This window comes from Lepagella muris (genome assembly GCF_004793975.1).
Classification (GTDB): Bacteria; Bacteroidota; Bacteroidia; order Bacteroidales; family Muribaculaceae; genus Lepagella; species Lepagella muris.
Genome location: NZ_SRYB01000001.1, coordinates 133,356 through 155,373 on the forward strand (window position 1 = coordinate 133,356; position 22,018 = coordinate 155,373).

Annotated in this window: 37 protein-coding genes; 9 read left to right on the forward strand and 28 right to left on the reverse strand. The window is 44.1% G+C overall.

Features of this window, described 5'->3' with window-relative positions; all coding sequences use genetic code 11:
* Position 1: 1 nt before the first annotated feature.
* From dnaN to E5331_RS00790, 12 genes are all read right to left on the reverse strand, one after another.
* Positions 2-1,147 carry a DNA polymerase III subunit beta gene (gene dnaN / locus E5331_RS00740; RefSeq protein ID WP_135984997.1) on the reverse strand — a complete coding sequence of 382 codons (1,146 nt, stop codon included), beginning with the start codon at positions 1,145-1,147 and terminating at the stop codon, positions 2-4.
* Positions 1,148-1,186: 39 nt separating this feature from the next.
* Positions 1,187-1,699: a deoxycytidylate deaminase gene (locus tag E5331_RS00745; RefSeq protein WP_135984999.1), complete on the reverse strand. Its 513-nt coding sequence runs from the start codon at positions 1,697-1,699 to the stop codon at positions 1,187-1,189.
* Between the two features lie 12 nt (positions 1,700-1,711).
* Positions 1,712-2,497, reverse strand: a complete 786-nt coding sequence (locus E5331_RS00750) for a radical SAM protein (protein WP_135985001.1) — start codon at positions 2,495-2,497, stop codon at positions 1,712-1,714.
* Position 2,498: 1 nt separating this feature from the next.
* Positions 2,499-3,605 carry a hypothetical protein gene (locus tag E5331_RS00755; RefSeq protein WP_135985003.1) on the reverse strand — a complete coding sequence of 369 codons (1,107 nt, stop codon included), beginning with the start codon at positions 3,603-3,605 and terminating at the stop codon, positions 2,499-2,501.
* The gene (locus E5331_RS00760; protein ID WP_135985005.1) at positions 3,605-4,075 is read right to left on the reverse strand and encodes a hypothetical protein; all 471 of its coding nucleotides are present in this window, start codon (positions 4,073-4,075) and stop codon (positions 3,605-3,607) included. The genes E5331_RS00755 and E5331_RS00760 overlap by 1 nt, the downstream gene beginning before the upstream one ends.
* A 2-nt stretch (positions 4,076-4,077) precedes the next feature.
* On the reverse strand, positions 4,078-4,350 hold the full coding sequence (locus tag E5331_RS00765; RefSeq protein ID WP_135985007.1) for a hypothetical protein: 273 nt from the start codon (positions 4,348-4,350) through the stop codon (positions 4,078-4,080).
* Position 4,351: 1 nt separating this feature from the next.
* Entirely contained in the window at positions 4,352-4,483 is a 132-nt protein-coding gene (locus E5331_RS20565) for a hypothetical protein (RefSeq protein WP_275441019.1), read from the reverse strand.
* A gap of 8 nt (positions 4,484-4,491) precedes the next feature.
* Complete coding sequence (locus E5331_RS00770; RefSeq protein ID WP_135985009.1) at positions 4,492-4,818, reverse strand: hypothetical protein; 327 nt, start codon at positions 4,816-4,818, stop codon at positions 4,492-4,494.
* Between the two features lie 211 nt (positions 4,819-5,029).
* Positions 5,030-5,812, reverse strand: coding sequence for a radical SAM protein (locus E5331_RS00775; protein WP_135985011.1), 783 nt, complete (start codon positions 5,810-5,812; stop codon positions 5,030-5,032).
* Positions 5,813-5,818: 6 nt separating this feature from the next.
* On the reverse strand, positions 5,819-6,034 hold the full coding sequence (locus E5331_RS00780) for a hypothetical protein (RefSeq protein WP_123482519.1): 216 nt from the start codon (positions 6,032-6,034) through the stop codon (positions 5,819-5,821).
* Positions 6,031-6,537 carry a hypothetical protein gene (locus E5331_RS00785; RefSeq protein WP_123482520.1) on the reverse strand — a complete coding sequence of 169 codons (507 nt, stop codon included), beginning with the start codon at positions 6,535-6,537 and terminating at the stop codon, positions 6,031-6,033. The genes E5331_RS00780 and E5331_RS00785 overlap by 4 nt, the downstream gene beginning before the upstream one ends.
* On the reverse strand, positions 6,528-6,851 hold the full coding sequence (locus E5331_RS00790) for a hypothetical protein (protein WP_123482521.1): 324 nt from the start codon (positions 6,849-6,851) through the stop codon (positions 6,528-6,530). Before E5331_RS00790 ends, E5331_RS00785 begins: the two co-directional genes overlap by 10 nt.
* A gap of 188 nt (positions 6,852-7,039) precedes the next feature.
* Here E5331_RS00790 and E5331_RS00795 point away from each other — a divergent pair, with 188 nt between their 5' ends.
* Positions 7,040-7,309: a helix-turn-helix domain-containing protein gene (locus tag E5331_RS00795; RefSeq protein WP_168355099.1), complete on the forward strand. Its 270-nt coding sequence runs from the start codon at positions 7,040-7,042 to the stop codon at positions 7,307-7,309.
* Positions 7,306-8,577, forward strand: coding sequence for a methionyl-tRNA formyltransferase (locus tag E5331_RS00800; RefSeq protein WP_135985015.1), 1,272 nt, complete (start codon positions 7,306-7,308; stop codon positions 8,575-8,577). The genes E5331_RS00795 and E5331_RS00800 overlap by 4 nt, the downstream gene beginning before the upstream one ends.
* Before the next feature lie 138 nt (positions 8,578-8,715).
* Here the strand turns inward: E5331_RS00800 and E5331_RS00805 are convergent, their stop codons facing one another.
* Positions 8,716-9,324 (reverse strand): hypothetical protein, encoded by a 609-nt coding sequence (locus tag E5331_RS00805; protein ID WP_123482524.1) that lies wholly within the window; start codon positions 9,322-9,324, stop codon positions 8,716-8,718.
* A 23-nt stretch (positions 9,325-9,347) separates the two neighbouring features.
* Positions 9,348-9,851, reverse strand: coding sequence for a helix-turn-helix domain-containing protein (locus E5331_RS00810; protein ID WP_135985017.1), 504 nt, complete (start codon positions 9,849-9,851; stop codon positions 9,348-9,350).
* A 220-nt stretch (positions 9,852-10,071) separates the two neighbouring features.
* On the opposite strand from E5331_RS00810, the gene E5331_RS00815 reads away from it, so the two are divergent.
* Genes E5331_RS00815 through E5331_RS00845 form a run of 7 tightly spaced genes read left to right on the forward strand, consistent with a single transcriptional unit; the run spans position 10,072 to position 12,480 of the window.
* Positions 10,072-10,338 carry a hypothetical protein gene (locus E5331_RS00815; RefSeq protein WP_123482526.1) on the forward strand — a complete coding sequence of 89 codons (267 nt, stop codon included), beginning with the start codon at positions 10,072-10,074 and terminating at the stop codon, positions 10,336-10,338.
* Between the two features lie 11 nt (positions 10,339-10,349).
* Positions 10,350-10,637, forward strand: coding sequence for a hypothetical protein (locus E5331_RS00820; RefSeq protein WP_135985019.1), 288 nt, complete (start codon positions 10,350-10,352; stop codon positions 10,635-10,637).
* Positions 10,638-10,648: 11 nt separating this feature from the next.
* Complete coding sequence (locus E5331_RS00825; RefSeq protein WP_123482528.1) at positions 10,649-10,978, forward strand: SH3 beta-barrel fold-containing protein; 330 nt, start codon at positions 10,649-10,651, stop codon at positions 10,976-10,978.
* Between the two features lies 1 nt (position 10,979).
* Entirely contained in the window at positions 10,980-11,318 is a 339-nt protein-coding gene (locus E5331_RS00830) for a hypothetical protein (RefSeq protein ID WP_123482529.1), read from the forward strand.
* 38 nt (positions 11,319-11,356) lie between these two features.
* Positions 11,357-11,620 carry a hypothetical protein gene (locus E5331_RS00835; protein ID WP_136013197.1) on the forward strand — a complete coding sequence of 88 codons (264 nt, stop codon included), beginning with the start codon at positions 11,357-11,359 and terminating at the stop codon, positions 11,618-11,620.
* Positions 11,621-11,677: 57 nt separating this feature from the next.
* Complete coding sequence (locus E5331_RS00840; protein ID WP_135985023.1) at positions 11,678-11,851, forward strand: glyoxalase; 174 nt, start codon at positions 11,678-11,680, stop codon at positions 11,849-11,851.
* Positions 11,852-11,862: 11 nt separating this feature from the next.
* On the forward strand, positions 11,863-12,480 hold the full coding sequence (locus E5331_RS00845) for a Rha family transcriptional regulator (RefSeq protein WP_135985025.1): 618 nt from the start codon (positions 11,863-11,865) through the stop codon (positions 12,478-12,480).
* A gap of 459 nt (positions 12,481-12,939) precedes the next feature.
* Here the strand turns inward: E5331_RS00845 and E5331_RS00850 are convergent, their stop codons facing one another.
* The 14 genes from E5331_RS00850 to E5331_RS20180 all read right to left on the reverse strand — a co-directional run bounded on the left by E5331_RS00850 (position 12,940) and on the right by E5331_RS20180 (position 21,988).
* Positions 12,940-13,269, reverse strand: coding sequence for a hypothetical protein (locus E5331_RS00850; RefSeq protein WP_123482534.1), 330 nt, complete (start codon positions 13,267-13,269; stop codon positions 12,940-12,942).
* Positions 13,270-13,271: 2 nt separating this feature from the next.
* Positions 13,272-13,634: a hypothetical protein gene (locus tag E5331_RS00855; protein WP_135985027.1), complete on the reverse strand. Its 363-nt coding sequence runs from the start codon at positions 13,632-13,634 to the stop codon at positions 13,272-13,274.
* The gene (locus tag E5331_RS00860; RefSeq protein WP_135985028.1) at positions 13,624-13,881 is read right to left on the reverse strand and encodes a hypothetical protein; all 258 of its coding nucleotides are present in this window, start codon (positions 13,879-13,881) and stop codon (positions 13,624-13,626) included. The genes E5331_RS00855 and E5331_RS00860 overlap by 11 nt, the downstream gene beginning before the upstream one ends.
* Positions 13,874-14,551 (reverse strand): hypothetical protein, encoded by a 678-nt coding sequence (locus E5331_RS00865; protein WP_135985030.1) that lies wholly within the window; start codon positions 14,549-14,551, stop codon positions 13,874-13,876. The genes E5331_RS00860 and E5331_RS00865 overlap by 8 nt, the downstream gene beginning before the upstream one ends.
* An 11-nt stretch (positions 14,552-14,562) precedes the next feature.
* Complete coding sequence (locus tag E5331_RS00870; RefSeq protein ID WP_135985032.1) at positions 14,563-14,844, reverse strand: hypothetical protein; 282 nt, start codon at positions 14,842-14,844, stop codon at positions 14,563-14,565.
* Between the two features lie 11 nt (positions 14,845-14,855).
* Entirely contained in the window at positions 14,856-15,059 is a 204-nt protein-coding gene (locus E5331_RS00875) for a hypothetical protein (protein ID WP_135985034.1), read from the reverse strand.
* A 212-nt stretch (positions 15,060-15,271) separates the two neighbouring features.
* The gene (locus tag E5331_RS00880) at positions 15,272-16,729 is read right to left on the reverse strand and encodes a phage portal protein (RefSeq protein WP_135985036.1); all 1,458 of its coding nucleotides are present in this window, start codon (positions 16,727-16,729) and stop codon (positions 15,272-15,274) included.
* Positions 16,730-16,740: 11 nt separating this feature from the next.
* The gene (locus E5331_RS00885; protein WP_135985038.1) at positions 16,741-18,039 is read right to left on the reverse strand and encodes a PBSX family phage terminase large subunit; all 1,299 of its coding nucleotides are present in this window, start codon (positions 18,037-18,039) and stop codon (positions 16,741-16,743) included.
* A complete protein-coding gene (locus tag E5331_RS00890) occupies positions 18,036-18,710 on the reverse strand; it encodes a hypothetical protein (protein ID WP_135985040.1) in 675 nt (224 codons plus the stop codon). Before E5331_RS00890 ends, E5331_RS00885 begins: the two co-directional genes overlap by 4 nt.
* Before the next feature lie 92 nt (positions 18,711-18,802).
* Positions 18,803-19,081: a hypothetical protein gene (locus E5331_RS00895; protein WP_135985042.1), complete on the reverse strand. Its 279-nt coding sequence runs from the start codon at positions 19,079-19,081 to the stop codon at positions 18,803-18,805.
* Between the two features lie 458 nt (positions 19,082-19,539).
* Entirely contained in the window at positions 19,540-20,133 is a 594-nt protein-coding gene (locus E5331_RS00900) for a glycoside hydrolase family 108 protein (RefSeq protein WP_135985044.1), read from the reverse strand.
* A gap of 18 nt (positions 20,134-20,151) precedes the next feature.
* Positions 20,152-21,069 (reverse strand): ParB N-terminal domain-containing protein, encoded by a 918-nt coding sequence (locus tag E5331_RS00905; RefSeq protein ID WP_135985046.1) that lies wholly within the window; start codon positions 21,067-21,069, stop codon positions 20,152-20,154.
* Positions 21,069-21,830, reverse strand: coding sequence for a phosphoadenosine phosphosulfate reductase domain-containing protein (locus E5331_RS00910; protein WP_135985048.1), 762 nt, complete (start codon positions 21,828-21,830; stop codon positions 21,069-21,071). The genes E5331_RS00905 and E5331_RS00910 overlap by 1 nt, the downstream gene beginning before the upstream one ends.
* Before the next feature lie 11 nt (positions 21,831-21,841).
* Positions 21,842-21,988 carry a hypothetical protein gene (locus E5331_RS20180; RefSeq protein WP_168355100.1) on the reverse strand — a complete coding sequence of 49 codons (147 nt, stop codon included), beginning with the start codon at positions 21,986-21,988 and terminating at the stop codon, positions 21,842-21,844.
* Between the last annotated feature and the right edge of the window lie 30 nt (positions 21,989-22,018).

Sequence of the window (22,018 nt, forward strand, 5' to 3'; positions counted from 1 at the left end):
TTTATGCTACGTTGATGGTTACTGGCATACATAGTAGTGTAAGCTCTCCATATTCGTCATTTTCTTGCGGAATGAAGACTCCGGGTCTGTCATGGGATAGTATCTTGATTACTATCTTCTGGGTATTGAGGACGTTGATTATCCCCTTGAGGTAAGATGAATTGAATCCGATTTCTGCATCGTTGCCGACATATTCACAGGCAATGCACTCTTCGCCACCTACATTGTAGGATAAATCCTGCGCGATAGCATCCATCCGGTCAGTAGATATTTTGAACCGAAGCAAGGAATTTTGATTGTCGGCAAAGATGGAAACGCGGTTGATGGCATCTGCGAAATCGTTGCGGTCAACGGTGATGATTATCGGCTGGTTTTGGGGAATCACGCGATTGTAGTTTGGATAGTTGCCGTTAAGGAGAGTGGAAAGGACTTTGAAATCAGCACCCTCAAAAACTACGATTTTATTTGTGACGGTCACGTTAATCTGAGCTTGCTTCCCTATAAAGGCGCGAATCAAGGACAGACTTTGACCGGGGAGGATGAAACTTGTTTCCACGCCCGGAGCAGTCTGAGTGCTACGATATTTGGCAAGCACATGGGTATCGGTTGCTACGAATGTGATTGCATCCGGCTTTATATCCCATAATATGCCTTTCATCTGGGGACGAATCTCATCATTTCCGACAGCGAATGACACCTTATCAAATGCCGATATGACCTGTGATGCCGGGAGTGAGAAAGACCCCACGATGGTATTTGGGTCAACTTTGTCATTCAAGGAATACTCGTTTGCGGAAAGTCCTGAAAGGTTATATTTACCTTTCGGATGACGGATTATCACTGTCTTGGACTCTTCATCAATGTTGAAACTGATGGGGCAATCCGGCATGGACTTGAGAAGTTCTGTGATTCGCTTTGCATCGATGCAGACTTTTCCGCTGCCTTCCGCAGCAGATACTTCTACGCGGGATATGACTGTGTTGTCAACATCTGATGCTGTGATTGAGAGTGTCTTGATGTCGCTTTCCGATTCCTCAAGCGAGAACAGGAAACATCCCAAGATTGAGATGGTCGGTCGGTTGTTGATGGCTTTGCCTGATGCAACCAGACGGCTTAATAGAATCTTACTGTTAATTGAAAATTTCATATTTGATAATGTTAAGTGTTGTCATAATTTAGTCTTTATTCAGTCGTCGAAAGGGTCAACTGTTTCAAGCTCATCTTTTGGAATATGGTCTATGGTGATACCAGCTCTTTTAAGTAGGTCTATTCCATCGTGCAGACGATATGGACGTGAATAGACTACCCTCACTATGCCAGCCTGAATAATCAGTTTGGCACATTCAAGGCAGGGCTCATCCGTGACATAGATGGTCGCGCCCTGAGAAGAGTTATTTGATTTCGCTAATTTTGTGATTGCGTTGGCTTCTGCGTGAAGGACATAAGGATAGGTCTTGAGTTTCCAACCATTTCGCTGAAAAAATAGTAACTTATTCTTATTTTCAGTTTCCATATCCGGATGAAATGGCTTTACAGCATATTCACAGATATTTGAGAATCCACTTGGCGTACCGTTATATCCATCAGAGATGATTACCCCATCCTTGACAATAAGGCATCCGACTTGCAGCCTTATGGCATGACTGTTCTCTGCCCATATAAATGCCATACGGAGGTATCTTTTATCTTTCTTCGTCATAATGATAGATTGTTAGAGTCCGAAAAGTTCCTTTGCCATCATAATGTCAGGGCGCGTTGATTTGATGAATCGTTTTCCACCGGCACATTTCAGGCAAGGTTGGGCGTTCCGAAGCTGATTGAACAGTGTCATAAATAAATCAGTATTTACATTGCCGAATGACGGGCATAGGCAGGATTCAGAAAGATGCACATCGCCTTTATAATCCACCATAGGCTTGCAGAATGTTCCTTGAGGCTTCATCCCGTTCATCCGGTGCAACGATGACATTTGTTTGAAGAGAAGATGACCATTGACGCAAGACATAAAATAGGGATTCTTTGCCACTTCTGCCTGTGCCTCCTCATCATTGCAAGCTCTTCCGAGGTCTTGCATATAGATTGTTTCGTTGCTGATTTTGACCTTATCTATGGATTCTATTTCTGCCTTATGCGCCATGATGAAATCATAGTCCTTATACCATTTGGGGTGTGAATAGACTTGCATACCGACAAAGGATTTAAGCCGGGAGAGCTTTTCCACCATATCCTTTTGTTCTGGATACCACATCCCATTAGACGTGACTGTAAAAGCGGCTTCTTTACCCAACAGTCTATCAAACATCTTGCAGAACTCAAAGAACTGCGGATGTTCCGTAGGCTCACCGCCTGAAATGATATAAAGGGGACATCTCAAGAATCGACCAAATTCAAGGGCTTTCCTGAATGTTGTTTCCGTCATAAGCGGCCCATCCGGGAGCGCGTTCTGCAAGCAGTGTCGGCATCCCTCTTGGCATCGGTTTGTTATCTGAATGAGCATATTATTCTTTGTTTTCTTCGGTGTAGGACTCTATTTGGGATTCAGAATACAATCCTATCTTATCATCAACCCAATACATATTCTCGCTTTCTTTGCCTGCATAGCCTTGTATGGTTGCAGTATTGCCAAAGGTGACAATGGCTTTATCCACAATCTTGACTTTATCTCCGGCGTTGAACTTCGGTGTCGGTTCGGTAAATGGCTCAAGTTTAGATGCTTCCAAATGTGCATATCCATTTGCGAATCTTACCTTATACATATCGTGATGTGCGTCAACAGGCACTTCTTCGATTGTACCTATCTTATGGAGTATTGCGAGGTTTGTGTCTTTGATGACCCTTACCCTCTGACCGACATGATACGTCAAAATAGGATTGTCATAAGGGTCAAGTTCATTTTCTCGCCAGATATGATGTGGCAATCCTTTCACTTTATAGCAATTCCATACAATGCCATCTTGCGGAGGCAGTCTTTCTGATATTATTCCTGTTTCTCCACCATAAAAATGCAATATCACTTTCTGCCCTAAAGAGAATTTATACTTAGGCTCAACTTGAACAGATGTTTGTTCAAGTCTGTGTTCAAGTTCCGCATTGGGATTGTTGCAAGAATCAATCTGGTCTTCGGTCAGCATCCCGGTACATCCCTCAAACTCATACATTATGGGGTTGTCGGGATAGACTGCTGATATGGTACGTTCCTTGCCGAGCCAAACTATCTTTTTGCCTATATGATATTTTGGGGTAGGGGTTGATATAGACACACAGGATTGTTCTTTATCAAACAGGCACTTGTCGCCGAAAAGGATATTCATAATTCTTTGCATACCAAGATACTGAGAAGCCATCTCAATAGCACCATTCTCTACTTCTTGTTTTTCTCGTTCTTTGGCTTCCTTATACTGAGTTATTAAAAAACTCCTTTTAACCATCAGCATCTCCTCCGGCTCGGTGTCAGATGTGATATTATCCCCATAAATATCAAGTAAGCACCTGCGTATGCTCTGGGGATAGTCGTATTTGGATGGCATAAGGAAAATCAGTCTTATTTCCTCTCTTGCCTCTTTTGGCAAACTTGCCCATGTGCGGTCTTGAATCTCTTTGGTCATCAGATAGCGTGTTTGAAGTCCTTTGGGATGCGGATTATCTCATGTTCATAGGGCTTTCCTGATTGCTTTTCCGGCACCTTATATTCCAATGTGAAATCAGGTATTATCTCGCGCAAGATTGCAAGCCGGGGATTATCCATACGCTTGTAGCAGTAATTATTCCGTAGAATAAAATGTGTATCATCTTGCGACATACGATGATGGCATCCGGTCAGTTGGTTGACCAAACTCTGAAACTTGAAGAATGAATAGTGAATCAAAGGTTTAACAATAATCTTGTCTTCATCATTTTCATCTCTTGTGTAGCAGTCTGGACAATAATGTCTTCCATCTATTTCTTGCCAATCGTTTTCACAGGCTTCTTCCTCCATATCATACTTATCGCTTGATACGGTGCAACCATCGCTATTTTCATATATTTCATGGCAGCGGTCGCATTTTACGCCATACATAATTTCTTCGTATATCATAGTCAAAGAGTTATCTTGATTTCAAATATTTCTGAAAGGACATTCGCACCCTCATCAGTCATGCGATAGACTATACCGCCATCAGAATCAGGTGTGGCAGTTGCCAGTTTTTCAGCCACAAGCCTTTGCCATTCTGGTACAGGCTTGCTTGCTGAATAGTAGTTCCGGTATGCCTCAAAGACACCCTTGTTTTTCTGAACCTTGCCATTGGATGTATCAAGACCGATGGCGTGTTTCATCATCTTGATTTGTCGCGGAGTAAGAGTAAGTTCCATATCAGTCAACATCTACATCAATTTCGTAATTTGCAGACCCAAGCTCATATTCCACGCAATCTTCAATCTTGTCGAAAATCTCATTTTCAGATAGACCGATGTCATCCTTTATCGTGATTGTAATCTTTGCCATAGCCGGATTTATTTGGATATTTTCTTATGGTCGGTCAAGAACTCATGCAATTCATCCTGTGATATAGAACCATCGTCATAGCGATACTGAACCCAAAGATGCTTTCCATCCACAATCGTCTTGTCGATGATTGTTGCATAATGATTCTGGGATGAATCAAAGGGATGGCTGGGCTCAACTGTAAAGAAATATCGGTCGCCAATCTTGATGTTGTCGAAGTATTCGCGCAGTTTGTTGTGATGGTGACGATAGCTCCACATACCCCATACGATTGCGATGATGATAGACAGCATTATGCCAATTACGACTATTTTGCCGACGGTTTCATTTTCCATTGTAGTGATTGTTTAGGGAGCCGGGGATTGATGATTACGCACCCCGGCTCAGGGTTAGAAGATAGATGATTGTCAGTCAGTGATGATAGCGAGCTGTCCGCAGGCTGCTCCGTTTTCGATTTCTGACTTGGTTGCGATTGCTACCGCATAATCGTAACCCATAGCTTCAAGTTGTTTCTTGATTGCTTCCATGTGGCTGTTGTGTTAAGTGTTATACAATGTTCACGCCCTCAATAATGCCGTTACCGAGGTTGTTTTTCTCTGATATGCTATTGGGATTGATGGGCGATAGCTTGACAAAGAAATAATCCTTATCAAAGTATTTCGCCAACTTTTCAGCGTCGAAGTCGGATTTATCCACAAGCGTAAGGTTGATTGTGGTCTTGAGATTGCTTTCCGTGCGAATCTGACCTAATTCTTCTATCATCATCTTCTTGGGATAAGGGATTAGCCAGTTCCGTTTTTCGTCATCAAAACTATGAAGACTTATCTGGAGCGTAATATTGTCTTTCACGAAAGAGAAATCACTGCCGACAATGCCGATGGTCGAAACATAGTGATGGGTGTTCGGATATTTTTCCGTAATGCGCTTGATAGCCTCCTTTACGGCTTCAATGTTCAAGAAAGGCTCACCCATTCGGGTGTAGTTGATTTTGAACTCCTTTGCATCAGTCGGATTGAACCCTGCTTTTTCAATGGCAAATTCCACCTGACCGATAATCTCATCTGCCGTAAGATTACGATAACGCTTCATATTGCCGGTCGCGCAGAACTTACATCTGACTGGGCATCCGCTCATAGTCGATACGCCAATCATCCAGCGTTCCGCACGACTGCCGAGATTGTTGTTATCAAGAAAATTCTGTTTGCGTCCGATTGCATCCTTTGTGTAGAATGGCAGAAACGTGTCTGTCGTTTCCACAAGCATCCCATCGGCAAGTTCAAGGCAATACACCGTGCCGTTCTTAAATGATTTCTGCTTCTTGATTTTCATATTGGTTTATTTTTGATACTTCTTCTTATATGCGGCGTATGCTTTCCAATAGTCATCGCCACTTAGGTTTTTCAATGCTTCATATTCACGCTCACGTTCCTCTTCTGCTTTATGTCGTCTGCGAATCTGACGGGCAACGAGGATATAGTAAATGATGAAACAGGTAATGCAACAAATGAAAGCAATCCTGCTAATCAAAGTCAAGATTTCATTAACTGTCATAATGGCAAATGTTTGTTTGTGATACTCCATACAAGGATTCCGTATAGGAGTAAAAGAAAAGAATCCGATTTCCAGATGTTATTTATTGCCGATACCATTTTACCATCATCATTCGCAAAGTTGTAAGATGCCTGATATTCGGGATTGCCCTGAACTGACCTTGTGGTAAAGAATAATCGGTGCTTGATTCCACAGATGGCAATCTCTTTAGGTATCTTCCTCAAGATGTCATCAGCCGTGTATGCCGGCACGTCACGCCCATACACCCGGTTGTAATAGTCCTCACCGACAATAGCCACTCTACGAGGATTATCCCAGAAATCTTTCCTATCCTCGATATTTGTCACACGCAAATTGAAAATATTGCAGTGCTGACTTACGGGATGATAGACCATACTTGCATCATCGCAATTCATACCGAGCGACATCAGACTCCTCATCTGGTCGATGGTAAGTGCCACGTTCTGCGTAGCCGGTTCCATTTTCTCTTCGTTCAGTACCATACTTGTCTTTTGTTGTGGTATTTTATCTTGCAGCTCTTTGTGCAGAATATCTGCTGGTATGATTTTTTGACAAACCACCGCCCACACATAGGGCATCGTAATTGTTCGCCCATCTTAGCCTTGCCATTCTTCGCACGGATTTCCTCAATCAAAGGGTGCAAACCGGGCAGGATATGACGTTTGACAAATCGCGATGGTCTGTCGGTCAGGTTACGCGGGTCATCTTCATAATCAAGACTGTCATAGAGGTCATAATTATGGTCGTAGGCGTAATCATCCCAGTCTTCTTCTATGTCACAAATTGTCTGGTTCATCTTTTCTCATTAGGTCTATAACTAAACCGCTGCAAAGATACACTAATATTATTTATTGAGCAAGTATTTACTATTGTTTTAATCAGTATTTAACAATATTTCACTCTTTAGACTCGTTATAAGTACCTATGGAAGAGTATTTTTGCAAAAAAATTAAGAAACTACCCAAATCAGTATTTACTTTTACTATGGCAAAATTCAGAATCAAGAACATTGTCGCTGCTAAGGGCATGACCCTTAAAAGCCTCGCGGAAAAGATGGGAATCACCCCTCAGACACTCGGCAACATCGTTAATGAAAAGGGCAATCCTAACATATCCACGCTTGAGCGAATTGCAAAAGTGCTGGAAGTGCCGGTATCTTCTTTATTCACAGATTACCTTGAGCCAAATTCCGCTATCATCATCTGTCCGCAGTGCGGCGCACGTATCGACATCCAGACCGGTTCACCGATATGAAAGTTCCAAGATATTGCGTAGGTCAGCTTGTGAACGTGGTGGGTCATTGTGCCGGTGAGCCTTTTAATAATGATTTCTTCGTTCAGTGCAGAATCCTATGCCCGGCTGACGATGGTACATATTTCGTCAGGGTGTTGAAGTCTGATGGATATTCCATTGTCGATGAAGATTCCATCTCCGCCTATCCTTTATATGACCAAGAAAAGCCAGCAGACCGCAAGCGGATAAGGGTTGTGTTTTTCGGAAACGGTCTTTTCGCGCTGCCTACGTTGAAGAAGCTCGTTGAGCAGGGATACGATGTGGCAGCGGTGGTGACTATGGAGGACAAACCATGCGGACGCGGAAACAAGGTATCCCCGTCGCCTGTGAAGACATACGCGGAATCGCAGGGGATTATAGTCTATCAGCCCCGGAATCTTGACTCGGATGATTTTCTTCAAGCAATCCGCGATATGAATCCGACTGTCGGGGTAGTGGTGGAATACAGGATATTGCCGCAGTCTTTATTCAAAATCCCAAAATGGGGAGTCATCAATCTCCATTCTTCGCTTCTACCTGTGTACCGGGGCGCATCGACCATCACATCAGCAATCAAGGACGGAAAAGGCATAACCGGTGTCACGACTTTCTTAATCAATTCAGGACTGGATAAAGGCAACATCATCAATAACCTCGCTACCTACATTGGCGATAATGACAGCGCGGAAGACATACACATCCAGCTTCGCACCAATGGGGCTGTGATGGTGGATGACGCTATCCAAAGGATTGCCCATTCTTGCAATGGGATTCCGCAGAGCGACCTTATATGTGATTTCATCCAGCCGAGCCATGCTCCCAAACTATTCCGCAAGGATGCCTATATACCGTGGTGTGATTCCGCATATAGGGTTCATAATTTCATCCGCGCACATTCATCAGTGATAGGCGGGCAGTATTATCCCAAGACACCGGCAATAGCGGGGTCTGTATCGACTGCATGGACTTCACTCAAGATGATTGATTCTGATTCCGCAACCGATGTAAAGATTCATAAGGTAAGCAAGACCGGCATCCCACGCGGATACCATGCTCCGGGGGAGTGGTTCTGGCAGGATGGCAGCCTGATGGTAGCCTGTCAGGACAATCTTCTTTCCGTCGATATTTTGCAGTTGCCCGGCAAGAAGCGGATGACTGCCAAAGAATATCATAACGGTTTCCGTGGAGTATGCAAAGGATTCTGCGACATATCCCCTGATGATAAGGACGAAACTACTTCTGAAAAATAGACTTTCTACACAATTTTTCTTTTTTTTACTGCCGGATGGCGATGCGCGTTGATGCGTGTCGCCTTTCATGTATGCACAAAAAGAAAGCGCACCAATCGGATGACTGATGCGCAAATTGTTTATAGGGATTCTTGAAAACTATTGAAAGAGGTCATCGAATTTCCTTTCGATTTGAAGATTTTTATGGGCTAACTGCAAAATTGTTTCTTCATCTCGTAGAATAGAAATCAGTCCATCTATGTCAGATGGATTCTCAAAAAGCATTGAGAAAACTTCCTTCTTGTTATTATATTTGGAAAAATTAGTTGATGTTGAAGCGTATATCCAAACACAAGGAATCCCATTGTCAACTTGAAAAAGAGCATTGAGCTTTTGCGAAAAATTGAAATTGGATTTTCCAGATAGATAAACTACCACCTTTGGAAAGTTAACACTGATTTGTTTCGTAAATTTTTCTATGCCATTGTCTATTGCTTGTGTTGACCATTCCTCAAATTTTGTTTTTACTTCACTCAATGCAGTCACAAATTCCGGAATTTTATTGCTGTCTATACGATAGTATCCGTTGCCCATTGTTGAAGCAACAAAAATATAGATACAATCAATCTTACTTCCATTTTCTTTAAGCCGAGCAATAACATTATGTTCGCCATCGCCATTGTTATCGTGATAACCCCCTATTAAGACTTCTTCCGCGAATATGTTGAAAGTCAACATAAATGCGATAAATAATGAAAATATTCTCATATTATTATATTTTTGTGATAAAATTATATTGGCATCAAACGGTCATATTCTATATCAAATACTTCGTTTCCATCCGAATCAATGGGATTTGTATTAAGGACACTAACCATGCCATCCTCACCCGGTAAGGTTTGAAGTTCCAGAATAGCCATTCTTTCTTCTCTTGAATGGGGATGCTTATATCTATATTTTGTACCATCATCAGTATTCAGACGTAAGTCAACAGTTTTCCTTATCGGTGTATGCCGATGCTCTTCTTTTTCTGCTGTCAATGTTATACGAATTGATTTTCCACAATAAGGGCAGTGAATCCTTTGAGTTAACGAAGATTCATCCTTAACAAGTTCCGAAAGCGATATACCAAGAATATCGGCAATGTCTTTCAATTTATTTATAGTCGGATTGCCATTAATTATAGCAGATAATGAAGCCTGTGCAATTCCCACACCTCCATCCGGTCGTGGCATCCGAGCCGCCACTTCACTGACGGTCATCCCTGCCTCTTTTATTCTTTGCTTTATATCCATAGCCTTTAATCTATATTTTTAATGGTGCAAAATTAAACAAAAAAATTTAATCTACAAAATTAAATTAGACTAAACGCTATTATTTTTATTATTTATAGATTTTAGCCTATTGTTAATAATTGTTAAATAATAGTGTTTAGGCTATATTTTATTTGCATATATAGATTTTATTCTATAACTTTGCATCATCAAAGTTAAACGACAACAAAAGACCAACGATATGAGAAAGACAAATAAGATAGACTTCAAGAAAGCATCAGCCAACATGGTTGAACGCCTTGAGAATGTTTTTCGCGCAAGCGTCATCGACAACTGGCAGAGAGGCGTGGCAGGTGCAATCATTACTTTTCAACTGCCCCCTTTCACAAATTCAATGGATGTTTGCTCTGAGGCTGGTCTTAACATCGCAATCGCCAAGAATCGCGGTTTAATCAACGATGGTTCTGTCAACGCTGAGAATGGTAATGTAATTGTAAAACTCTTCTAAAACGATAAGATATGACTACTACAAACGAATATGGCACAGCAACAGGTTACTTTGTACCTAACGACAATTTCATCAAGCGTGGCGAATACAAGCGCACAACACTTGATGATGAAAAGGCAAAGGCAGACATACTTGTAACGGCTATTGATAGCCACTATGAAATCAGGGTGCAGAAATCAAGCATCAAACTTTCAGGACGTGGCGTGAAGCGTAGCAAGTGGATAGGCAACATCTACTATGTGACTGAAAGAGTTTACAAGCAGCTCTGCAAAGAATACAACGTAATGTGTGACTTCTAAAAGATACGGCTATGAGCAACGAAAGAAAATCAACCCTCGCCAACATTATGAGAATGGCATGGATGTTCGTAAAACGCAACGGCTTCACAATGGCAGAAGCCCTCAAGGTGGCATGGCTCAACGCCAAAGTTACAAAAGCTATGCGCACCGGCATCGTACAATTCTTCTTTATGAAAGTTGACGGAACGCTCAGACAGGCTTTCGGCACACTTGACCCACACCGCCTCCCTGAAACGCAGGGGAGCGGTCGCAGACCGGCAGACACAGTGCAAGTGTACTATGATACCGAGAAGCAGGAGTATCGTTCTTTCAAGAAATGCAACCTCTATAAAATGGCTTGACATGATACCCAACCTGAAAGACCTTGAAGATGCTATTATCAATGCCGTCTATGAATGTGAGCCGGGCAGATTCTTTACTTCTGTTGAATATGATGATGAAGACGGAAACGCCCTGTCATGTGAAGTCAGTGGATGGATTGATGATGAGGATGGTGACGTTTCTATCAATGAATGTAACGTCTATCACTATAATGCAGATGATGAAGAAATCCCTTATGGCAAGCCGGATAAATACCGCATTGAAAAGGAGGCATCATACCGCATACGCGAAGCATGGCAGGAGGCAAAGGATATTCAGGAAACGGAAGATATGCTCAGTTGGGGAGGATGGTTTATCTGAAAAGACTTTTATGTAATCAACCAATAAAGCGAATGAAAATGCAAGTAACAAGTTTCAATTCAAAGGCAGCATCCCTCGCACTGGCGGCAGTGGTGGCTGCAATCACCCCGGTAGTGACCGGCTATTTCTGTGTAAGCGTGGAAATCGGAAATGATATGGTCGCATCGGTGGGCGGCATCAACAAGCCACATCTTGAAATCCTGACATCGCGTGTCTGGACTCTTGACGATGAGGGTAATGAAATCAACGTTGATAACGCCTATATCGACACGGAACTGATTGAATCATCAGTGACCGCATAATTACAATGTCTAACCGGGCGGCTCTGCAATCCGGGTCGCCCATAACACCCATCAGCAATGTACGAAGAAGATACAAATTTCCCTGAATACGGAAAGCAAGTAGAATTGAAAGAGCCGTGGCGCGGATACCATCGCGGCACCATCATCGGTAGAAACGGATACCGGTTCGTCATCCAGTTCAGCAGCGGGGCCACCATTGACCTTTATGATGATGAATTTGAATTTGACTAATATCAAGGATTATGGAAGTAGTACCAACGATTTACAGGCAACCAACAAGAACCAGTCTTGAGATAGCTCAGTTTCTTGATATTCGCCATGCCGATTTGTTAAAGGTCATCCGTAAGATGGAGAAAGTCTGGATTGAAGTAGGTGAGGGAAATTTTGCCCTCACCTCATACACAGATTCGCAAGGGAAGCAAAGACCATGTTATGAACTGACATTTGAACAAACGCTATTCGTCACATCAAAGTATGATGACCGACAGCGGGCAATCCTTATCCGAAGATGGAAAGAACTTGAAAGCATCCAACGTCCGGAAACGATGGCCGACATATTCGCGGAAACCGAAAGACTTGCCGGCGAGATGCGCGAAGACCTTGCAAGCGGAAAGATACTGCCGGAAAGGGGTGTCACGCTAACCGCCTATGATGTGGCGATATATTCATTTCTGCGGAATGGCATCAAGTCATCCATAGACACGCCTTTCTGCGTCACCAACACCATGATTTCAAAAGCACTCGGAATCGATGTTGAAGACGTGCAGCCGGCATGGGAACGTCTTGAGCGGGGAGGATACATCGTGACGCGGAAGTTCGGTGACAAATGCGCTTTCATCCTCGGAAGCCGTCAACCCTAACCTTTGCAGACCCATCTGCATACGCATAAGAATCCACTGAGCCAAAAACTGTGCCCAGTGGATTTTTTTGTTACAACCAGCAAAACGCCAACACAATTTATTGTTTGCTTGGATATTATATGCGGTCTTGACAAAATTACAACCAACAAACCGCCATCAGACCGCACCCCAAACCGCCATCCAATAGGAGGTCAAACCGCCACAAACAATAATAATAAGAATAAAAAGAATGAGAGAATGAAAGAAATACTCTATCTGAAAAAAACATACAAAAAAGTCCGATTTGCGTTTTTTCCGCGATTCGTCTTCACGCATTGACAGCCGGACGAAAATTCAATCATCCATCATCCAACAGTCTTCTTGTCATTCGTGGCGATATTCAGCAATGCCCCTGTTTAAGCGTCAGACATGCCAAATTTCGCGTTCTTTCATTGAAATGGTATAACTGACCACCTGACCCTATTGTGTGCCGTCAAAAACGATATATAGCGTTTTTCTCGCTTCATCAGGACTCGCCCCATTCGCTATCATCCCAAAGTAGTCAACCGCGATGCCCATCTGCTCGCATATATCGACACCGGCAGACCTGCATATATCGTGACATTCCGACATCCTTTGATTCAGCCTTTCTGTCCTTACAGGAGAAAAGGATGACCGGTTATCATTGCCCCTGACATATTCCGCAAAGTCATCATCAGGATGAAAGGCTGTCTCAAGGTCGAAGAAAAGATAGCTTGCAAAGGCTTTCACCCCTGCAAGCGTTGTGATGGGTTGTCTTTCGTCAAACATTGTCAGAAGATGTTAGCCATAAATACTTCATGGGTCAGCACCTCACGCAACTTCTGGAGCTTGTCTGGCGTAAGGGATGCAGCCTTGACCATCAGGATTGATGTCAAGATTCCGCTATATTCAAGATTCTTATCTTCCGGCCACCGTCCTTCTGCGCGTAGCCGGTCGCGTATCTTTAGCGCGAAAGGCAGACCAAGCACATGGGCGCGTGATGTTTCGGCTTGAGTAACGGGGTCGTTCCCATATTCCATATTGTGCCATAGGATTGAGTATGCCACCAGTTCAGGCATCATATCCAGAATGGTGATGCGCGTATCAGCGCAAAACTGATTATAATCTATCTGAGGTAATCCGTTATTTTCCATTGTAGTGTTCGTTTGCGGCATCAGCCAACATCTTTTGCAGGTTCTTGTCAAGACCATCGGTGTAGTACATCGTGATAGCGGCATAAAGCCCGTATCGGTCGCAATAACTGCACCATTTCTGCCATAGGTATTGCCATCCGCATGAAGCGTTGGCGAAGACTTTCTTTGCTTTAGACTCATTCCACTCATTGAACATGAAATGAAAGTAGCACATCAGGGGTTCTTTCTTTTGGGCTGTCTTATCCATTGATGGGAGGGTTTTGAAGTTGGTTTCTAAGATTGTCAATCTCCGTATGGTATTCGTTGCAGAATCTTGAATATGCCTTGAGCATCTTCTTAAATTCAGTGACAACATCTTGTTTAGTCAGAGTGCAAAGACCGGATAGATAATCATGGCGTTCACTTATGGTCTTCATATCAAAACATCCGCTTGAATAGTTCATTGAAAACTCATCCGGGTCGCATAAGTCAGTGCCATAGTACACATGGATGTCCATACCGAAAATAGGTTTTCCGTCGTTGCCGTTGAAATCTAAGGTCAGGCTGCTCTGATTGAAATTTCTGATTATCCACCGATGACCAAGATGGCGCATTGTGAAGTCGCGCAAATCTATTGCCGTGTCAGTCTGAGCTTTCAGCAACATTCCCTTTGCATCATCTATCTTCTTTTCAAGCCGTCTTTTCAGTTCTATCCCTGCCGGTGACTTGAAGTAGGCTTCAATCGCGGCTTTCTTCTTTGTGGCAGCGAGGCTCTGCTGTGCGTGAGCCAAGCCCTCCTCAAGCTCTTTTATCGTGTGATTCCGGGCAAATCCATTTGCAAGGTCACGTTGTTTGTCGGTAGGTGTTAACCCAAGAATAACTCGCTCTTCGTTCTTTACGTCGATGATTTTGGCGTATATCTTTTCTTTTGGTGTCATAGTGGGGATTTTTATACAAGCAGCCACGCTGCACGTTCACGGTTACATAAGAAAGTTTTCATCACGATACCATTATGGGTAAACTTAAACCATATCGTTCCGTCCTCGTCCATTCGTTCTTTCAGGTCGGTGGCTTCGCCCATTTTGATAAGACTTTTCGCTTTGTCATAGCAAGTGCGATAAATCTTAGCCATTTCTTCTTTAGTGCCTTTGTAGGCGCATTTGAAGCCGTCTAACACGATGCCAGCGTCAGCCGGTGTCTTCTGATATATGATGAAATGTGTTGATGCCATGATAACAGGATTTAGAAAACGTGATTATTTGCAAACTCAGGCACTGAATCAAAGCCCATCTTATCAATACCCTCTTCAAGAATGAAAGAGGCTATGTTATCAATAAGGCTATTAGCATAAAGTATAGCCTCGTCACGCTTGCGCACTACCTGATAGTAGGTCATACCTGAGTCGCTTACGACTTCTATCTTGTATGGGTTGCTTATTGTCTTCATATCGTATTGGTTATTGATTACGATGCAAAGTTATAACATTTTATTTAATTATGCAAATTATTTGACCATAAAATTAAACCATATAGTTATTTTTAACATTTGTTAATAAAACCATATTGTTTAATTTGCTGATATACTGATGATAGACAAAAAACGCGCCACACCCAAATTACTCAGGCGTGGCGCGTCCAGATATGAAACTCAAGAATAGGCTATGCGCTTATAGGCTTTTTCGGAATGTTGACAACCGGCTCAGACGGATTCTTTTCTTCATTGTCGGAATCGGATTTCTTCTGCTGTTCTTTCAGGGCAGCCGCAGCCAACAGGCGTTCCACCTCCTGCTCCGGAGCATCGGTAAGGGATAGCATGGTGACGGCAGTTTCCAACGAAACAAGACCAGCCTGATACAGACTTGCGATGGATTGCCATTTTGCCTGTTTGTCATCAGCGAATGGTTCCGCAAATTCAAATTTTATCTTGAGAGACTCAAGAGCGGCCCGCTTGTCAGGATAGAGATAGGCGAGTATGGCGATTACGATATTGCGGAATCGTCCGATAAGCTCCTCATACACCTCTTTGCGGTTGTCGCGCTTGATGAATCCAAGAATGAAAGCATTGCGGATTGCGACACCGGAAAGTGTGCCGAAACCTTTCATCGCCTCAGTATCGAAGTCAGGCGTGAATGTGTCAAAGAGGATGCTCTTATGCAGGTCATTCTTCTCGGCATCGCGTGTTTCGGAAGCCATCGGGGGATTGATGTATTCAAATTTGGATTTTTCACCGGTCAACTGAATCAGCTTGCCCGGCTTGTTGGGGTCAACCATCGTCTGAACGACATCGGCGGTCGCTGCTGCGATTGGGTCGGAGAAGTAGTTGTTGGTGTCGCCGGTCTTACTGTCAAGCATCTCCTCGCGGTTGATGCGCTGTTCCGCACCGTCCCATGCTTTAGGCTGCTGAAAATAGACCATATTGATTTTGCCGGTGGGATTTGGAAAGATTTCGACCTCCCATCCCATTCTGCCTTTCTTGCAGAAAGCGAGAATGTCGGCAGTCTGAAAATCCCAATGCTGGATGGTGCGATTGCCCTCGTTGGTAGTGTATCCGTATGCACAAACGGTCATATTGCCTATTGTGTCAAACAAGGGGCGCAGTCTGTATCCGGTGGAACGTGCCAAGACATTCATCTTCACCTTGCGCTCGCCAGTACGGTCATCACGGTAGATGTGGCATATAAGTGCGGATTCAGTTTCCGCACCGGCAAGGCGTTTAGCCTTTCTGATACGGGAGTTGAAATACTGCTCATCCAGAAAGTCGGTGAAGAGCTTATACGCTTCGTCATCACCCTCTTCTTTCTTCCAAAGGATAGGATTGCCAAGAAGAAAGAAAAGCTCTATCTCATTGATGTATCGCGCACGGGTTCGCGGAAGTTTCTCCGTGATATAAGGGTCATCGCCTTTTCTGTACTTGTTGGGCCGCTTCATCACATCGTGGGTCTGCGGATTGTATTCCTTGATGGCTTCATCGACTTCATCATCGCGGTTCTGGAGCATCTCAAGCGCACGGCTGATGTCCTTATCCTGCAAAAGCTGATATAGGCTTCTGTTCACACCGAATGAGTTCAGTGTGAGGTTGCGGAAGTATGTAAGAATCTGCTGTAAATAGTTATTCATATCTGGTGATGTTAATATATTCCTAAATCTGATTTCTTTACTTTCTTCGGCTTGATTATCTTGCCCAAGATGCGACCGAGGATGTAGTATCTTGTCGCGTCGATGCTATGGTTAAAGGCATCTATCGGAACGTTTATGAAATTGCCGTCCTTGTCTTTATCCCATACATAGTTCCGCAATTCTTCCTGTACGTTCAGCGACCGCCTCGTGACATAGATGTTGTCAAAGGATTTCATCTTTTCAATGCCAGCGATGATGCTTCCAGCCGGTTTCGCCACCGGGTAGATGATGACACCACCCAGTGCGATTTCATCAATCAGTCGCGGGTCTGCGCTGTCTGCGAATACGAATGAATCATCTTCGTTTAATGCCTTTATCAGTTCGGAAGACAGCATCCCGGTCTTGTAGAATTGCTCGTCGATGTAAAGGTCATTATTCAGGATACCGCACTTCACACACGCGCTCACATCATTGGAATAACCGAAGTCAAGACCACGCGCCACGTTCTTGCAGTTTTTCGGAAACTCGTTGACTATGCCCCATTTCTTGAAGACCGCACCCTCAGCGACATCTGCCCATTGACCCATGAAGATGTGGGCGTATCGTTCCGGATTGCGCTTCTTCATCTCCTGCGCTTGCTTGATGAACTCTTCCGAAAGGTTTTTTATATTGTCAAGATAGGTCGTATGGATGTGAAGCACTTGCGGATGCGTGGAAATCTGGACCGGCACACCATCATAGTAAACTATCTTGTGGGTGTCCTTGATGTATTTCTGATAGATGAAGTGATTGCTGTCAGTCGGATTCATGATGATGATAATCCGATTCTGAATACCGGGCTGACGTATGGAAAAGGCGATTGTTTCAAATTCGCGGTCAGAAGTCCATTCTTCCGCCTCATCGCATACAAATGTGGTGATTCCGTGAATTGATTTCAATTTGGCGGTCTGATTACCGGATGATGTCTTGATACCACGGAACATGATACGGCTGCCGGTCATCTTATTCACGATGTCCGTCTTTGTTGTGTGGAAATATCTCGTTGTGCCGTCAAGCTCTATCTTTTCAAGAAACTCAGGGATTACGGAAATATTCGCACTGGTCATCGTGTATCGGGTATAAAGAATCTTATGCACAATCTTATCTGCATCCGATTTGGAAAAACCCCTGCGCTTCAATTCAAATGAAAGGCGTTGTATGAAATCACCGATTCCAAAAGATTTACCTGAGCCACGACCCCCAGTGACAAGAATCACGAAATGTTCCTTGTCTGTATAGAGTGGGTAGTATATCTCATGGTTGATAATCATAATTCCGGCTCGTCATTCTTACGTTTGTGTTCCACTTCTTTTCTTATCCAGCTTTCAATATCGATTCCCTGCTCAATATCTGTGGGGATGCCTGTGTCTTCTTCCTTGACGATGGGATTCTCGCCATATCCATACTTCCTTCCTGTCGTATTCAAGTAGAAGCGCATCATCCATTCCGATGGGAAACGATTCCATCCCTTAAACTCATCCTTACCTTTGACCCCACCCAGCGCAAGGATGCGACCGGCTAAGTCAAGCTGTTCCAAAAATTCAAGGTCACGTTCTGCCATTATGTCCGCGAACATCGGCTCTTGAGCAATCCATGACTGCAATTTCGTCCAGCCGATTCCGAATTTCTTCATAAGGGCTGTCCGCTTCCCCTTACATTCTGCCCAGACTTCCGCAAACAAAGCCGGTGACGGCATATCTGCGCCCTGCTCACGCGCACGCGCACGGGCAGACTCCAATGTGCTTGAAATTTTTTTGCTACGCCTTTTTGCTTCATCAAACTGCCAGCGACTGATATTGAGTTTATCGGCTATTTCGGTGTCATAGAATCCATCATAAGCCAACTGCTCGATGCGAGAAAGCAATTCCGTATCCTCAAGGTTAATATCGGATATGGATACTTTCTTGCGTGTCACATCGTTGCTAATTCGCTTCTTCGGCATTGTCGTAATGATGAAAATGAGAATTTATACTAAGCTGCGTGTGCGGGAGTCGAACCCTGCTATTTCCGCTATGCGGCGAGATGACCGATTCTCTAACACGCACGTCTGAATGAAATCAGAATTTCTATTTGTGCCCCCCCCAGTGCATTTTTCAGACCCATATAGGTTGAGCGGGCATATTGACGGTTAGCCATTCTGCTTACATTTTTATAGTTCAGGATAGGCTCGCCATGTACGTTACGAGGGGAATTTGCGCGGTCGCGAGCATACTGTCGGGTCGCTTGAATGTTGCTGATGTACCGATTGCCAACACTGATGGCTCGCTCTCGTCTTGCTTGGCTGACATTCCGATTGGAATAAATGCGGAACATCTGATTGCTGATTTCAGCTGCTGATTTGGTTCTTTGCTTTTTTTTAACTCGGCTATATGTGTTAAAGATTGAAGATTCATCAAGCCGCCACTATCAAGCAACGGCCTGATGGTAACTGAAATTTCTCATTTGCCCCCCGGTAGCGGTGCGTAATGCTTGGAACATATTACCATTGGCTCGACCTACCATATTATAGTATCGGTCTTTCGTGGATGGTGAAGCGTTCATATCGCCAATACGCTGTCGTAATGATTGTGCGCGATTGTGAATTGCTACTTGACTTTTGGAATACCCAAGTGTCCCAGACATCATATTCTGGTCACGGTAGTTTCCAGTGTAGAAAGCCATTGTTCTGTTTGATGGTGTTCTTTTGCGTCTAACTCAGCTGATGTTTTTAAGGATTATGGTCAGCCGGGGTGTGAATCCGACTGACCGATTTATGATTGATGGCTAAGGGTTCAATCGTATTTCAGACCGGTGAATGTGATGTCATTGATGCGTCGCGTCCAGCCTTTGATGAATTTCTTTTGGCTCGGCTTCCTTGCAACGATGTCATTCACGAACTTAATTCTCGCGTTGTGGATTTCGTCGAAAAGACTTTTGGGGTCGCTTGCGTTCAATGCCGCCATAGTCTTTGGGCCTACAACACCATCCTGCTTCACACCGAGGATGCGCTGCGGTATCTTGATGCCACTGCTTCCGCTTGCCCATACCCAATCGACAAGAATGTTCGCAAGGGGCTGACTCTTGATTTCGTCCGCTTTCCACTTATCCCAGAAAAGCGTCTTGAGGACATCGCGCCACTGTTCATAGGAAATGTTGCGGAGTCTTGTGACTGTGGGAACGGGATAGCCCTTTGACCGACAATAAGCCTTGAATGTGCCTATTGTGATGCCGCACATAGTCGCGCCTCCTGCATCGTCGGGGTCGTTAGCAAATCCGGTCTTCCTTGCCTGTTCAAAAATCTGAGCCGGGGGAAGATTCAGATAGCGTTTGTTCACCCCGGTTTCAAAGTGAAGAAAGAAAGGTATGATTTCGTCTATTTTTGCCATAGTAAGTATTGTTAAGGATTATTCGTATTCGTCATCATCGCCAAACTCCAACTTACGTTGAAATTCCTCGCCATTGACATATTTTGCCATTGGGTCAAAGCCGTATTCTTCCATAAACCGCACTTTCTCGCTTGGTGTCTTGAAGCTGATGACAACATAGGACAGCATACCGCCATCCTTATCGACATCGTTCTGGCTTGCTATGCGGTCTTTGATTTTCTGCACCTCGTTGTGCCGGGCTATCTGATTCGCTTCATTATCGGAATAGAAATCAGTAGAGCGGTCTAACTTGTGATTCTCGCCGCTTTCCTTTGTCATTTCATCGTGGATTGCAAGGTCTTGACGCTCTCCGACAACCGATTCCTTTGACCAGTCCTTATTTTCGGTTTGACCGGGTGCTGACGGTTCTGATTCGGATTCAGATGTTATTTCCGTTTCTATGCCGTCTTCGTCATCATCGCCAAAGCCGAAATCCATATTGTCGAAATCGCCATAATCGCCCAGACCGAGAATCTGCAAATCCATATCCTCAAATCCAGCGTTCACATAGTCTATTTCCGATAAAAGGGAGCGTAGCATATCGTCATCGTATGTACCCTGAACCGCCTTATTGTTCATAAAGAGATTCTGCTCCTTTTCCGTCTTTTCGTCGAAGTCAACGACCTCCACGCGAAATTCATAATCGTTATCGCCCGTTTCAGGGTTATAGCGATTGACTGCATCCATGATGCTGACTTTCTGATGCCCGGATACAAGGTTGCCGGTGCGAATGTTCCAAACGACACCGCCAAGCAACCCCACAGTCTGCATATTCTTCTTGAGCTTCTTTCGTGCATCCTCGCTTATGACACGCGGATTGTAGGAAGCAAACTGAATTTCGCTTCTTCTGACCGTGCGCTGCTCTGCTTGTTTTATCTTGTTTTCCTTTGTCTTCATTATTCCGCTTCTGATTCGGTTTCTATACGCTTGATGATTTCAAGGACTTCTTTCTCCTGACCATGAGGCAGGATGCCGTTTTCGTAGTCAAAGATAAGTTTCTCGCAGAATGGGAACTCGCGCACCGTGCGCTGATAATCCCGTGGGAATCTTTGACGCAGGATAAGCAAGGAGCGCAAATCCACACCGAAGCCCTGACTCACATCTTTGGGATTGTAAACGAAAGGCTTGATAAGATTCCGCATTTCGATGTATTTCAGAACCTCCTTGTTTGTCCATATCGCCAACGGATAGACCATGCCTTTTTCCGTGATGTATGTTCCGTTCCGTTTCTTGAATGTCAGAAGACGCATACGCTTCATATAGCCATCTACGCCTTTCATGCCACTGAAAGCCCACTTGATGTCGGTTTCCTGACGCACCATTTCTTCAACTTCACCGACTTTGCGCGGCTTAATGTCGGGATTGCCCTCGCCGAACTGAAAGAATCCGTATTTGTCGTAATAGTCGCGCTGATAGTGCTTAATCTGACGTATCTCAACATTGGGATATTTCTTAATCGCCCATGCAAGATAAGGCTTAACGTGGTCAAGACCCGGCACAAGCCACATATAATAGCAGATGACTTTCTTGAATACCGGGGATAGCATATCAAGCAATGCGATGCCATCCTTTCCACCGGCTGAATAAAATAAAACGGCAGTATCCGTCTTTTGACGGATACCCCGGATTATCTGCATAGTTTCTTCGTACTTGGTCATAAGGTGTTGCGTTAGCCTGTTGCACCACCTGCGACGCGGAATGCCATACGGAGGTCTTGACGTCGCTGTTCACGACTTCCGAGCTGGCTTCTTCCTTCTATCACTCCCGCCGCAGTACGACGGGCTACAAGGCGACCACCTGCACCGGCACCATTCATGTTCCGACGGGGGCCATAGTTGTTGTTGAT